13 protein-coding genes are annotated in these 13,094 nt (G+C 64.1%); 5 read left to right on the top strand and 8 right to left on the bottom strand.

Going from position 1 to position 13,094, the window contains the following annotated elements; all coding sequences use genetic code 11:
• Positions 1-57 precede the first annotated feature (57 nt).
• On the top strand, positions 58-1,863 hold the full coding sequence (edd, locus tag ACFSCT_RS11320; RefSeq protein WP_379142820.1) for a phosphogluconate dehydratase: 1,806 nt from the start codon (positions 58-60) through the stop codon (positions 1,861-1,863).
• A 3-nt stretch (positions 1,864-1,866) separates the two neighbouring features.
• Here the strand turns inward: edd and ACFSCT_RS11315 are convergent, their stop codons facing one another.
• From ACFSCT_RS11315 to ACFSCT_RS11305, 3 genes are all read right to left on the bottom strand, one after another.
• A complete protein-coding gene (locus ACFSCT_RS11315) occupies positions 1,867-2,385 on the bottom strand; it encodes an SRPBCC family protein (protein ID WP_379142819.1) in 519 nt (172 codons plus the stop codon).
• Positions 2,382-2,723, bottom strand: coding sequence for an ArsR/SmtB family transcription factor (locus ACFSCT_RS11310; protein ID WP_379142817.1), 342 nt, complete (start codon positions 2,721-2,723; stop codon positions 2,382-2,384). The genes ACFSCT_RS11315 and ACFSCT_RS11310 overlap by 4 nt, the downstream gene beginning before the upstream one ends.
• Before the next feature lie 90 nt (positions 2,724-2,813).
• Entirely contained in the window at positions 2,814-3,980 is a 1,167-nt protein-coding gene (locus tag ACFSCT_RS11305) for a M20 aminoacylase family protein (protein ID WP_379142815.1), read from the bottom strand.
• Positions 3,981-4,044: 64 nt separating this feature from the next.
• Between ACFSCT_RS11305 and mazG the strand changes: the two genes are divergently transcribed.
• Together mazG and ACFSCT_RS11295 are read left to right on the top strand one after the other, a co-directional pair.
• Entirely contained in the window at positions 4,045-4,842 is a 798-nt protein-coding gene (mazG, locus tag ACFSCT_RS11300; protein ID WP_379142814.1) for a nucleoside triphosphate pyrophosphohydrolase, read from the top strand.
• The gene (locus tag ACFSCT_RS11295; protein WP_379142812.1) at positions 4,826-5,734 is read left to right on the top strand and encodes a phosphotransferase; all 909 of its coding nucleotides are present in this window, start codon (positions 4,826-4,828) and stop codon (positions 5,732-5,734) included. The genes mazG and ACFSCT_RS11295 overlap by 17 nt, the downstream gene beginning before the upstream one ends.
• Here ACFSCT_RS11295 and dusA read toward each other — a convergent pair.
• Complete coding sequence (dusA, locus tag ACFSCT_RS11290; RefSeq protein WP_379142809.1) at positions 5,718-6,725, bottom strand: tRNA dihydrouridine(20/20a) synthase DusA; 1,008 nt, start codon at positions 6,723-6,725, stop codon at positions 5,718-5,720. The genes ACFSCT_RS11295 and dusA overlap by 17 nt on opposite strands.
• Before the next feature lie 514 nt (positions 6,726-7,239).
• A complete protein-coding gene (locus ACFSCT_RS11285) occupies positions 7,240-7,620 on the bottom strand; it encodes an RraA family protein (protein WP_379142807.1) in 381 nt (126 codons plus the stop codon).
• 25 nt (positions 7,621-7,645) lie between these two features.
• Between ACFSCT_RS11285 and ACFSCT_RS11280 the strand changes: the two genes are divergently transcribed.
• Entirely contained in the window at positions 7,646-7,837 is a 192-nt protein-coding gene (locus ACFSCT_RS11280; protein WP_379142805.1) for a hypothetical protein, read from the top strand.
• Between the two features lie 358 nt (positions 7,838-8,195).
• Positions 8,196-9,167, top strand: a complete 972-nt coding sequence (gene speB, locus ACFSCT_RS11275; RefSeq protein ID WP_379142803.1) for an agmatinase — start codon at positions 8,196-8,198, stop codon at positions 9,165-9,167.
• A gap of 117 nt (positions 9,168-9,284) precedes the next feature.
• Here the strand turns inward: speB and ACFSCT_RS11270 are convergent, their stop codons facing one another.
• From ACFSCT_RS11270 to ACFSCT_RS11260, 3 genes are read right to left on the bottom strand one after another with little or no spacing between them, the layout of a single operon-like run.
• Positions 9,285-11,519 (bottom strand): TRAP transporter permease, encoded by a 2,235-nt coding sequence (locus tag ACFSCT_RS11270; protein ID WP_379142801.1) that lies wholly within the window; start codon positions 11,517-11,519, stop codon positions 9,285-9,287.
• Complete coding sequence (locus tag ACFSCT_RS11265; protein WP_379142800.1) at positions 11,516-12,019, bottom strand: DUF1850 domain-containing protein; 504 nt, start codon at positions 12,017-12,019, stop codon at positions 11,516-11,518. The genes ACFSCT_RS11270 and ACFSCT_RS11265 overlap by 4 nt, the downstream gene beginning before the upstream one ends.
• On the bottom strand, positions 12,019-12,999 hold the full coding sequence (locus ACFSCT_RS11260) for a TAXI family TRAP transporter solute-binding subunit (protein ID WP_379142798.1): 981 nt from the start codon (positions 12,997-12,999) through the stop codon (positions 12,019-12,021). Before ACFSCT_RS11260 ends, ACFSCT_RS11265 begins: the two co-directional genes overlap by 1 nt.
• Positions 13,000-13,094: the final 95 nt, after the last annotated feature.

Raw genomic sequence — 13,094 nt, 5'->3', positions numbered from 1 at the left:
AAGCTCGGCCCTAGGTACGCCAGCCTGAACGTCCGCCAGCCAGTCAGGAAGAACGCCATGTCGCTTAACGACACCATCGCCCGTGTGACCGACCGCATCCGCGAACGCTCGCTGAACAGCCGCGCCACCTATCTTGACCGCATGGCCAAGGCGGCCGAAGCGGGCCCGCGCCGCGCGCATCTGTCCTGCGGCAATCAGGCCCATGCCTATGCCGCGATGGGCGGCGACAAGCCCGAACTGGTCGCCTCGCGCCAGCCGAACATCGGGATCGTCACGGCCTATAACGACATGCTCTCGGCGCATCAGCCCTATGAAACCTATCCGAACCTGATCCGGAAGGCCGCGCGGGATGCCGGGGCGACGGCGCAGGTGGCGGGCGGGGTGCCGGCGATGTGCGACGGCGTCACCCAGGGCCGCGCGGGGATGGAGTTGTCGCTGTTTTCGCGCGATGTCATCGCGCTGGCGGCGGGGGTATCGCTGTCGCACGACACATTCGATGCGGCGCTGTATCTGGGCGTATGCGACAAGATCGTGCCGGGGCTGATCATCGCCGCGGCCACGTTCGGCCATCTGCCGGCGGTGTTCCTGCCGGCCGGTCCGATGCCCTCGGGCATGCCGAATGATGAGAAATCCAAGGTCCGGCAGCAGTTCGCAGCGGGCGCGATCGGCCGCGACGCGCTGATGGCGGCCGAGATGGCCAGCTATCACGCGCCGGGCACTTGCACCTTTTACGGCACCGCCAACACCAACCAGATGCTGATGGAGTTTATGGGCCTGCACCTGCCGGGCGCGAGTTTCGTCAACCCGAACACGCCCTTGCGCGATGCGCTGACCGTGGCGGGGGTCGAACGCGCCGCGGCGATTACCCGGCTGGGCAACGACTACCTGCCGGTGGGCGAGGTGCTGGACGAGCGTGCTTTCGTCAACGGCATCGTCGGGCTGATGGCGACGGGCGGGTCGACCAACCTTGTCATCCATCTGCCGGCGATGGCCCGGGCCGCCGGCATCATCCTTGACATCGCGGATTTTCACGATCTGTCGGAAGCCGTGCCCCTGATGGCCCGGGTCTATCCGAACGGGCTTGCCGACGTGAACCATTTCCACGCCGCCGGCGGCCTTGGCTATATGATCGGGCAGTTGCTGGATGCCGGACTGCTGCATGCCGACGTCAAGACCATCGCCGGCGGGGGGCTGGATAAATACACCGCCGAACCGAAGGTGACGGACGGCCGCGTGACCTGGGTGGACGGCGCCCGACAAACCCTGAACGACAAGATCCTGCGCCCGGCAAGCGATCCGTTTGCCAGCACCGGCGGTTTGCGGCAACTGGACGGCAACCTTGGTCGCGGTGTGATAAAGATCTCGGCCGTCGCGCCCGACCGTCATGTGATCGAAGCGAAAGCCCGCGTCTTTACCGATCAGGAACAGGTCAAGGCGGCGTTCAAGGCGGGCGAGTTCACCGAGGACACGATCGTCGTCGTCCGCTTTCAGGGCCCTCGCGCCAACGGCATGCCCGAGCTGCATTCGCTGACCCCGATCCTTGCGGTGCTTCAGGATCGCGGGCTGCGGGTGGCGCTGGTCACCGACGGGCGGATGTCGGGCGCATCGGGCAAGGTGCCCGCCGCCATCCATATCTCGCCCGAGGCCGCCGAAGGCGGCGCCATCGCGCGGGTGCGCAACGGTGATCTGCTGCGGCTGGACGCGGTGACCGGCACCATCGACTGTCTGGCCGAGGATTTCGGCAACCGCCACCCCGCGACCGCCGACCTGTCCGCCAATGGCCACGGCATGGGGCGCGAGTTGTTCACGGCCTTCCGCAATCATTGCACCCCCGCGACCGAAGGCGCCTCGCTGATCGTCTGAGGCTCAGCGGGCGTCGCCGCCGCGCCCGGCCCTGTCCGCAACGAAGCGCGCCAGTTTCCCCAGCGTCTGCGCGCCATATTCGACCGCGCCGAACGCAATGACGATGGCGCGGCGTTCGGCCGAGGGATGCAACTGGCGCAGGGTCACGACCGTTTTGCCGTTATCCTGCTGATCGAAACTGACAAGCATCCGAAAACGATCCGGATCATCGTCGCTGTCCGTGCCATGCGCGATCTCGATCAGCTTCGGCGTTTCGATACGCAGAAACGCCATGCGGTTGGAAAAGCGCGTCCCGTCCGGCGCGACCATGTCGAACCGCCACAGACCACCCGGCCTGATGTCAATTTCGCGGGTTTCGATTGTGAATCCGTCAGGTCCGAACCATTGCACGATCTGCGCGGGGTCGGTCCACGCGCGAAAGGCGGTATCGCGGTCAGCATCAACCACCCGGGCGATAACGATTTCCCGGTCAAGGGGCAGCGCCGCCCATGCCGAAATGCCGTTGCTGCTGGGATCACTCATTCGATTTCTCCTTCTTTCACCCTGTCCAGATGCAGGGCAAGCCGATCAAGCCGCTGTTCCCATTCGCGCCGATAGGACGCCAGCCAATCTTCGGCCGCTTTCAAGGCGCTTGGGTTCAGCGCGCAGACCCGGCTTCGCCCCTGTTTGTGCGAGACGATAAGACCGGCGTTTTCGAGCACCCCAAGATGCTGGGTGAATGACGGCAGCGCCATATCGAAGGACCCCGCAAGTTCCGAGACGGTCGCGGAGCCTTTTGATAGCGCCTGAACCACCGCGCGTCGCGTCGGATCGGACAGGGCGCTGAACGTATTTTCGACACCGGGGGCATTGTTAGGCATGAACCTTACAATAGCCGCAAAAACACTTAGGTCAATACCTAACTAAATGCCCTGCGCCGGGAACCGCTGGTTTGCAGGCCAAGCCATGCCCTAACGCGCCAATGGCAGCGCACGCTCGACCAGTCGGGCGAAGAAACTGGCGCCATAGGGCGCGACCTCATCATTGAAATCATACTTCGGGTTATGGACGCCCGGCCCCTCGCCCTGACCCAGAAACAGATAGCATCCGGGCCGCGCGCGAAGCATATAACTGAAATCCTCGGCCCCCATTTCGCGCGCGACGTTCACGTCCACGGCGTCGTCGCCCGAAATCTCGCGGGCGACGGCCGCCGCGAAAGCGGTGCAATCGGCATCGTTCACCGTGGCGGGATAGCCCTCGATATAATTCAGATCGGCGTTCACGTCATAGGCGACCGCCTGCCCCTCGATGATCTGAAGCAACCGCCGGCGCACCATCTGGCGGACATGCGGGGCAAAGGTGCGGATCGTGCCGCAGATCCACGCCGTTTCGGGAATGATGTTATCCGCGCTGCCGGTATGGATCTGCGTGACCGAGATGACCAGATCGTCCTGCGCATAGTTGTTCCGGCTGACGATGGTTTGAATGGCCGTCACGATGGCCACCGCCGCCACGACCGGATCGGCGGCCTCATGCGGCATCGCGCCGTGGCCGCCGCGTCCTGCGACGGTGATCTCGAACGTATCGACGGCGGCCATGATCGGGCCCGGTGCGGTCCGAAACGTTCCCAACTGCTGGCCGGGATTATTGTGCAGGGCGAAAACCTGCTCGATCCCAAACCGCTCCATCAGGCCCTCGCGCACCATGACCTCACCGCCGCCGCCGCTTTCTTCCGCCGGCTGAAAGATCAGCGCGACGCGCCCCGAGAAATTACGGGTTTCGGCCAGATATTTTGCCGCACCAAGCAGCATCGTCGTGTGACCGTCATGCCCGCAGGCATGCATCCGCCCCGGCACGGTCGAGGCATAGTCGACGCCGGTCAGCTCGGCCATCGGCAGCGCGTCCATATCGGCGCGCAACCCGATGGCCGGCCCCGGCGCGCGGCCGTTGATGATCGCCACGATGCCGGTGGTCGCGATGCCTTCGTGGATTTCATCGACGGCGAATTCGCGCAACCGCCCGGCCACGAACGCCGCCGTCTCGCGACAGTCGAAACCAAGCTCGGGATGCCTGTGCAAATGCCGCCGCCACTCGGCCATTTCGGGCGACAAGGCGGCAATACGGTTGATGACAGGCATGTGGACTTGGCCCTTGCGCTGTGGTCAATTCGTCCGACTTAGACCGATCCCAAAGGGTTTGACAATGGCACGACCGGACGAGACCGCGGAACTGGAACGGTTGCTGAACATCATGGCCGCGCTGCGCGACCCCGAAACCGGCTGCCCCTGGGATATCGAACAGGATTTCGCCACCATCGCCCCCTATACGATCGAAGAGGCTTATGAGGTCGCCGACGCGATCGAACGCGCGGCATGGGATGAGCTTCCCGGAGAATTGGGCGATCTGCTGTTGCAGGTGGTCTACCACGCGCAGATGGCGTCCGAGACCGGCAAGTTCGGTTTTGCCGATGTCGCACGGACCGTCAGCGACAAGATGATCGCCCGGCATCCGCATGTATTCGGCGATGAATCGCGCGAGAAATCGGCCGACCAGCAGGTCCTTGACTGGGAAAAGATCAAGGCCGTCGAACGCGGTGGCCGGGCGCGCGTGCTGGACGGGGTGGCGCTTGGCCTGCCGGCGCTGACCCGCGCGCTGAAGCTGCAGAACCGTGCGGCGCGGGTCGGTTTCGACTGGCCCGGTCCGGCCGAGGTGCTGGACAAGATCGCCGAGGAGACACGCGAACTGGTCGAAGCCAAGGACAGTGCCGACCACGCCCATCTGACCGAGGAATTCGGTGATCTGATGTTCGTCATGGCCAATCTGGCCCGGCACCTGAACATCGACCCCGAGGCCGCGTTGCGCGGTGCCAATGCCAAATTCACCCGCCGCTTCGAAGCCATCGAGGACGCGCTCGCCCGTCAGGGGCGCGAACCCCGCGACAGCGATCTGGCCGAAATGGACCGGCTGTGGAACGAGGCCAAACTTGCCGAACGGGCCTGAGGGTGACCGCGATCTGCCGCACCTGAAGGGCGGCAAATTCCTGCGCCTGCTGCGCGACCGGCCCGGTCATCTGGTGTGCGAGATCCTGCTGGACGGCCGCACCGCCTATCTGAAACAGTTCTACGGCGATGATCGGGCCACAAAAGTCCGCGCGATCGCCGAGCGGCTTTCATCGGCCGCCGCGACGCTGGGTCAGGGGCGGGATGCCGTCGCCCTGCCCCTGCGGATCGCGCCGGACGAAGGTTATCTGGTGTTTGACGCCGCGCCCGGCCAGCCCGTGGCCGAGGCCCTGATCGCCGCCGACCGCGCCGAACGCGACCGCCTGATCGCCCGCGTCGGCATCTGGTTGCTGCGATTGGTCGCCCAATCCCTCGAGCGCAAGCCGTTCAGCGCGACCTATTGGCTGCGCCTGAGTGAGCGGCGGCTGGCCGTGGCGGGGCGCCACATTCCCCGGCACGCCCTGCTGGTGGCCTTCGTCGAACAGCTTCGCATCGAATCGCTGCACCTGCACGGAGTCGGCGTCGAACGCGGGGCATCGCATGGCGATCTGACCCCCGACAATCTGTTCTGGGACGCGGCCCGCGACCGTATGACCGGGATTGATCTGGCGGCGCGATCCGAAATTCCGGTGGCGCTCGACGCGGCGCGGCTTCTGGTCTGGCTGGAAAGCCGCCGCACGCAACCGGGATCCGAGGTGACCGACGGCATCGACACCGCCGATCACGCCGCACTTTTGTCGGTACCAGGACTGCTTGCCGACGATCAGCGCCCCGTTCTGCGTTATCTGATCGGGGTGATGATGCTGGCTTATTACACCGCAGCCAGCCACAACGCCGCGCGCCGCACGATCCTTGCCCGCGCGATGGAGGATTGGATCAGGCAGGCACCATGACCTCGGCCAGTGCGGCATCATAGACCGCAAGCGCGCTTGCCCGGTCGGCGGCGCGCGCCGCGCCCTCGGACAATTGCCGCCGCCAGCCGCGCGCGCCGGGCATGCCGTGAAACAGGCCCAGCATGTGGCGGGTATAGCGGTGCATCGGCGCCCCCGTCGCGGCATGGGCGCCGATGACATCGCGCATGTCCTGCGCCACGGCGACCGGATCGTCGAAGGGCGGGTTTTGCCCCCACAGAAGATCGGCCTGCCCCAGTATTTGCCATGGCTGATGATAGGCGGCGCGCCCCACCATCACCCCGTCCATGACCCGCAAATGATCCCGCACCGCATCCATGCTGTCGATGCCGCCGTTGATCGACAGATCAAGATCGGGGAAATCCGCCTTCATACGGTGGACCAGCGGATAGTTAAGCGGAGGGATCTCTCGGTTATCCTTGGGGCTCAGACCCTGAAGCCACGCCTTGCGCGCGTGAATGGCTATCCGGCGGACGCCGGCATCGCGCATTTGGGCGATAAAGGCCGGCAATACCTGCTCCGGTTCCTGCGCGTCCACGCCGATGCGGCATTTGACCGTCACCTCGACAGGTGAGGCTTTGATCATCCGCGCCACGCATTCGGCCACCAGATCGGGCGACTTCATCAGCACCGCACCGAAGCAGCCCGATTGCACGCGGTCGCTGGGACAGCCGCAGTTGAGGTTGATCTCCACATAGCCCGCATCGGCCCCGATCCGCGCCGCCTCGGCCAGTTCAGCGGGGTCCGAGCCGCCCAGTTGCAACGCGACCGGCTGTTCGGCCGCATCAAAGCCCAGAAGCCGCTGCCGGTCGCCGTGAATAACCGCCTGCGCCGTCACCATCTCGGTATACAAAAGCGCCCGCGCCGACAGCCGCCGGTGAAACACCCGGCAATAGCGGTCGGTCCAGTCCATCATCGGCGCGACAGAGAGACGCCCTGCTATGGCGACCTCAGATTTTTGTTCCGTTTCCAATATTCAGTCCGAATTCATCAATTTCGTTCTTGCCGGATTTCGGCTCTCATTTGGCCCTTCCCAAGGCGGTGCACAAAATGCGGCGCCACCGAAGGCAATGCTGAGCGGATATGAGCAGCGGCGTAAACCGTTCACGCAGGGACGCACCTGTAGCATGGCCGGCGCAGCTTGTCACAACGCACGGCGGCAAGATCGGTTCGGAGAATGTGGCGCGCTTGAAGCCCTCGCCAATTCAAATCCGGCGCGAAGCAAGTCTCAACTTCACTGGCCGCGATAGGTCTCTCGCCCGCTGAAGCAACACGAAGACCGGCCGCGGGAAACGTCGCGGTTCAAACGTGCGAGGACCCGCGATACCCTTTCCGATATCCCGCATTTTTAGGCATCAACAATCGCGGGTGACGTAGCTACGCGGCAAACGTTCACCCATTTCGTTGCCTTCGCACCGACCCGGTTCATCCTCTGCAAAGCCGGCCGCAGGTAACCTCGGCGTTGCCCTGATTAAAATCGGCGCCGATTAGTCCCGCGAATCTGCTTCGTACCGTGCGCGATTCTCTGCATTGGGGGGATACAAGCCGGGAAGGATAGCGCCGTTTCGCACCTCCTTGATAATCCAACCCTCCAGTCGTTCCTGCTCACGCGCGCTCTGCAGCACGTCGTCGATCATCGCCGCCGGAATGACAACGGCACCATCGCGATCCGCGACGATCAGGTCGTCGGGGAAGATGGCAACGCCGCCGCAGCTGACGGGCTCCTGCCAATTGACGAATGTCATACCGGCAACTGACGGCGGCGCCGTCGTGCCGGAGGCCCATACCGACAGGCCGGTCTCCAGAACACCTTCAAGGTCGCGCACCACGCCGCCGGTCACCAAGGCCGCGACGTCTCGATATTTCATGTGCTCGCAAAGGATGTCGCCGAAGATGATGGCATCGCGCGCGCAACCGGGCCGCGCCCAAGGGGGGAGGCGCGTGCCGCTTTACAAATTCTCGAACGATTCCGCAGAGTTGCTGATTGAAGGCGGCTTTCGGTATGAGGCCTCCCTGATGGGCCACGATATTCCCTGTCTGATCAATGCCGAAGGCGGCTCGCTGATCGGGGTCCCCTCGCGTTGAGGTTGCACGTCTGGCTGCAATATGCCCAATCCATGGATTTGGACTACATGATGCCAATCCGCGCGCCCGGGGTGTGCTCGGCACTGTTCGCGCCGAAAGTCGAGGTGCCCCCGTCGGCACGGCGGGCCCTTGGGTTCTCGTGATCCATCCCTTCGCCAATGGCCGGGTCATACGACGAAATGTTGCGATGCGCGTTCTGGAACGATCACCGCACAGGGGGGCGGCGTCCGGTTCGCGCCGGTCGAACGGATCGCGGCCCTTGCGCCGGCGGTTACCGCGGATGGCGGGAATGCTCCCAGTCGGGTAGATAGGCCTCAATATCCCGCGCCCGTCCGGGTGGAGCAGTAAGGAGAGGAAGATGGCACAGCACGGATACGAAAGCGGCAGGCTCAACCTGCCCTTCGTCGGCATCTGCACCTTCGGGAAATATCCCTATGTCGAGGACTGGGACCGCATCGACGCCGATGTGGCGATCATGGGCGCGCCGTTCGATTTCGGCGCCCAGTGGCGATCCGGCGCGCGCATGGGGCCGCGCAGCGTCCGCGAGGCATCGACGCTTTTTGCCTTTGGCCACGCCGGCGCCTATGACCACGAGGACGACGTCACCTATCTCGAGCCGGGCAAGGTGCGCATCGTCGACATCGGCGACGCCGACATCGTTCACACCGACACGATGAAAAGCCACGCCAACATCGCGTTCGGCGTGCGCAAGATCCTGCAGGCGGGGGCGCTTCCGGTGGTGATCGGCGGCGATCATTCGATCAACATCCCCTGCATCAATGCGTTCGAGGAGGATTGCGCGAAGAACGGCCCCCTGCATGTCGTGCAGATCGACGCGCATCTCGATTTCGTCGATGAGCGTCACGGCGTGCGGTACGGCCACGGCAATCCGATGCGTCGCGCCGCCGAAAAACCCTATGTCAGCGGGCTGAGCCAGATCGGTATCCGCAACGTGTCGTCCACCGCCCGCGACGGTTATGAGGCGGCGCGCGCCATGGGGTCGGACATCCAATCGGTGCGGCAGGTCCGGTCGATGGGAACCGAGGCGATGCTGGCCCGCATCCCCACCGGTGCACGTTATTATCTGACCATCGACATCGACGGCTTTGACCCCTCGATCGCGCCCGGCACCGGAACCCCCTCTCACGGCGGGTTTCTTTACTATGAAGTGCTGGAACTGATCGCGGGGCTGGTGAAACAGGGAACCGTGGTCGGCGTCGACCTGGTCGAGGTCGCCCCCGACTATGACCACACGCAGACCACCTCGATCCTTGCCGCGCAGCTTCTGATGAACACCGTGGGCCGCATCATGCATGCGCGAAAGGGTTGAGTGGGGCGCGCCGCCGCCCTCCTAATTTCATGACCTCGGCGGGGGCACGGGATCGGCCCTTGGGGCAGACGCGGCGACGGGAACCCATCGCCGCGTCTGTTCCGAAACCGCGCCGTCTCAGGCCGGGCTGCCCTGCAGCCTGACCGGACGGAACAGGATGGCCAGCACGATCAAGGCTCCCGCCGCGATCGCGCCCCAATGGGTCGAGATCAGGAACAGGCCGCCGATGGTCAGCAGGATCTTCTCCCACAGCACCAGCGGGCGGCGGAACCAGCCGATATAGGCGGCCGACAAGGCCAGGACGCCAAGCAGGCCGGACAGAAGCGCGGTGATGAACTGGCTCCATGTGAAGTCGACGAACAGGAGGCTGGGCGCGTAGATGAACATGAACGGCACCAGTGCCTTGCCCATCGACAGCCGGAATGCCGTCATGCCGGTCGCCATCGGGTCACTTCGCGCCAGACCCGCCGCCGCATAGGCCGCAAGCGCCACCGGCGGCGTCACATCCGCCAGAACCCCGAAATAGAACACAAAGAAATGCGTGGCGATCAGCGGCACCCCGAATTCGGTCAGCGCCGGCGCGGCGATCGAGGCGAGGATGATATAGGTCGGCGTCGTCGGGATCCCCGCCCCCATGATGATGCAGGCAATCGCCACGAAGACCAGACCGAAGAACAGCGCCAGACCGCGTTCCGAGAAAAGGCCGGTGAAGTCGATGCCGACCACGAAGCTTGCCACGTCGTTGGCAAGCTGGACGACGGCGGCCGAGAATTTGAAGCCAAGCCCGGTCAACGTGGTCATGCCCAAAAGGAACCCCACGCAGGCGCAGGCGGCCCCGATGGCAAGCGCGAATTTCGCCCCGTCCTCGAACCCGCGCACCAGACGCGGCGGGGTCAGAACGGTGTCGGTGTCCATCGTGGAATTCCCAAGCGCCCGCATCACCAGCGGGATATACGAACAGACGATGGTCAGAATGATGCCCCAGAACGCGGCCAGGAACGGAGTGTATTGCATCAGCAGCATCGCGACCATGACGCAAAGCGGGATGAACAGGTGCCACGACCGCGCCAAGACCGCGCCGAACTGCGGGATTTTGTCCTTGGAAAGGCCCTTGAGGCCCAGCTTTTTCGACTCCAGATGCACCATCAGCAGGATGGCGATATAGTGGAAGCAGGCAGGCACGATGGCGATCAGGATCAGCTCGTTATAGGGGATGCCCAGCATCTCGGTCATCACGAAGGCCGAGGCCCCCATGATCGGCGGGGTGATCTGGCCGCCGCAGGAGGACGAGGCCTCGACCGCGCCGGCGAATCGGGCCGAAAATCCCGATTTCTTCATCAGGGGAATGGTGAAAGCCCCGGTCGTGACCGTGTTTGCGATGGGCGATCCCGAGATCATCCCGAAAAACCCCGAGGACACGACCGAAACCTTCGCCGACCCGCCCGAGGCGCGGCCGGCGATGATCGTGGCAAGATCGATGAACAACTGACCCAGCCCGCTCATCTGCGCAAGGATGCCGAACAGGACGAAGTGAAAGACATAGGTGGCGACCACGCCGACCGCGACGCCATAAATGCCCTCGGTCCCGACATAAAGATGGTTGACGATGCGAGTGACCGAATAGCCGCGATGGGCCAGAATACCCGGCAGATACGGCCCGAGCAGCGCATAAAGCAGACAGCCGATGCCGATATAGGCCAGCGTCGGCCCCATGGTCCGGCGCGTCGCCTCCAGCGTCATGACGATGGCGAGCAGCCCCATCATATAGACCGGCTCGGGCGGATTACCGACGTTCTCGATGAAGATGTATTTGAAGAATATCGACAGATAGGCCGAAAAGGCCGCGCCGCAGGCCGCAAAGATCCAGTCGCGCAGCCCCACCTTTTCCGGTTGCGCCCCCTTGGGGTTGATCGGCAGGGTCAGCCCGATCAGGACCAGCATGACGGCGATGAAGATGTTCTTCGTCATGCTGGGCGGCAGCGCCATGGCGATGGCGTAAAGCAGATACAGATAGAACCCGGCGAAAATCAGCGACTCGACCCAGATCCGACCGTCCGGCCGGGCGCGCTTGCGCGGGAACACCAGAAAGATCAGCCCCATGACGAAGGTCAGGTGGATCGTGCGGTGCATAACCTCGTTCAAAAGACCAAAGCCCGCCGTGTAGACGTGGAACAGCGACAGCGCGACCGAAGCGATCGTCACGACGATTGCGGTCGGCCCGACGAGGTTGCGGAAATTCGATTCGGAATCGTATTCCCGGACAAGGGCCTCGACCTCATCCGGGGTGATTTCGCGGTCGGTATCCAGCGGGTCCGGGGTGCGGTCACCGTGCGGGGTTGTGCCTGTGGTCAATGCGTTTTCTCCTCGTCGCACGGGTCAAGGGTCAGCGCCGGATACCCCAGATCGGCAAGGGCGATATCGGTGCCGGCGGTGTGAAGGGTGTTCTTGTACTGCGCCTGAATGCGCAGCGGAATAGGGCCGGTTCGGCGGTTCATGTCCAGTATGAAGCGGCCGTTTTCATGTCGCCATCCGGTCGCGTCCACGTCATTGGCGATGGACGGCAGCCCGGCGCCATGCGCCTGAAAAACCTCGGATGTCTGGATGATCTCGCCGCCTTCGACGCGGTAGCGGTCCGTCACCGTGGTGCGCGAGACGGAATGAATGAAACTCAGATCAAACCGCCCCTGCGGCCCCAGCGGAAAGCGCGCGACCTCGCGCCCCTGCCCCCGGGTTTCGGTCAGACACAGCCAAGGACCACCGTCGGCCGCCGAAAGCGGTCCGGCGGCCAGCAAAAGCAGAACGGCGACCGCAGCCGCCGTTCCAGTCGCGCCAGGATGCCCGCAGAGGGGCATTACTTGGCAATGCCCTTTTCGGTATAATATTTCTCGGCCCCCGGATGGACCGGGATCGAGACGCTTTCCAGCGCCTTGTCCAGCGCGATCTGCTTGCCCATCGGATGGACCTGCGCCAGCGTTTCGGTGTTTTCGTACAGCGCCTTGGTCACGGCATAGATCAGATCCTCCGGCACCTCGGCATGGGTGGCCCAGATCGCGCGGACGGCCAGCGTCTCGACATCGGCGTCGACGCCCTTGTAGCTGCCGGCCGGAATGGTCGCGTTCGCGTAATAGGGCTGGGTTTCCTGAAGCTTCGCGATCGCCGGACCGGCAAGCGGCACGATGCGGATCTCGTGCCCGTTGGCCAGATCGGTCACAGACGAGGTCGGCAGACCCGCCGTGATCAGCGAGGCATCGAGGTTGCCGTCCTTGATCTTGTCGACCGACTGCGCGAAGGACGAGAAATCCTCGGTCACGTCCTCACGCTTCATGCCGTAAGCCGCAAGCAGATCGCCCAGCAACTGCCATTGTCCCGAACCCGGCGCACCCGAGGAGATGGATTTGCCCTTCAGATCCTCGAACTTTTCGATGCCGCTGTCGGCGCGGACCACAAGCTGCACGGTTTCGGGATAAAGCGCGCCGATGGCCCGCAGGTTTTCCAGCGCCCCGCCGTCCTTGAACTGACCGACACCCTTATAGGCCTGATCCAGAATATCGGCGGCGACAAAGGCCGACTCGATATCGCCGCGACCCAGAAGCTGGGCATTGGCGACCGATGCGTTGCCGGTCTCGGCTGTGGCGGAGACCTTGGTATCCGGCAGCTCCGCCGTGTTCGAGATCAGCTGCGCCAGCATCCCGCCCAGCGGGTAATAGGTGCCGCCGGTGCCACCCGTCGCGATACCGAAAAAGACGCGCCCCTGCGCGAAGGCAGGCAGCGCGGCGCCGACAAGCGAGGCCGCGGCGGTGGTGCCAAGGAACTGGCGGCGGGAAAAGGTCATGGGAATCCTCCGTGATCATGGCTCCGGCCCAACCTGCCATGGGCAAACAAGGCTGGCGACGGGCAAACCGATTGCGATGCGATCTTGACGTAGTT

It is taken from the genome of Paracoccus pacificus (genome assembly GCF_042680785.1).
GTDB lineage: Bacteria > Pseudomonadota > Alphaproteobacteria > Rhodobacterales > Rhodobacteraceae > Paracoccus > Paracoccus pacificus.
The sequence above is the reverse complement of the archived record's forward strand: the minus strand, read 5'-3'. Positions and strand labels throughout refer to the sequence as shown.

Bases quoted from the DNA above. Each gene is read 5' to 3' on its own strand.
- edd (WP_379142820.1), top strand. From the start codon at position 58: ATGTCGCTTAACGACACCATCGCCCGTGTGACCGACCGCATCCGCGAA.
- ACFSCT_RS11315 (WP_379142819.1), bottom strand. From the start codon at position 2,385: ATGAGTGATCCCAGCAGCAACGGCATTTCGGCATGGGCGGCGCTGCCC.
- ACFSCT_RS11310 (WP_379142817.1), bottom strand. From the start codon at position 2,723: ATGCCTAACAATGCCCCCGGTGTCGAAAATACGTTCAGCGCCCTGTCC.
- ACFSCT_RS11305 (WP_379142815.1), bottom strand. From the start codon at position 3,980: ATGCCTGTCATCAACCGTATTGCCGCCTTGTCGCCCGAAATGGCCGAG.
- mazG (WP_379142814.1), top strand. From the start codon at position 4,045: ATGGCACGACCGGACGAGACCGCGGAACTGGAACGGTTGCTGAACATC.
- ACFSCT_RS11285 (WP_379142807.1), bottom strand. From the start codon at position 7,620: ATGAAATATCGAGACGTCGCGGCCTTGGTGACCGGCGGCGTGGTGCGC.
- ACFSCT_RS11280 (WP_379142805.1), top strand. From the start codon at position 7,646: ATGATGGCATCGCGCGCGCAACCGGGCCGCGCCCAAGGGGGGAGGCGC.
- speB (WP_379142803.1), top strand. From the start codon at position 8,196: ATGGCACAGCACGGATACGAAAGCGGCAGGCTCAACCTGCCCTTCGTC.
- ACFSCT_RS11265 (WP_379142800.1), bottom strand. From the start codon at position 12,019: ATGCCCCTCTGCGGGCATCCTGGCGCGACTGGAACGGCGGCTGCGGTC.
- ACFSCT_RS11260 (WP_379142798.1), bottom strand. From the start codon at position 12,999: ATGACCTTTTCCCGCCGCCAGTTCCTTGGCACCACCGCCGCGGCCTCG.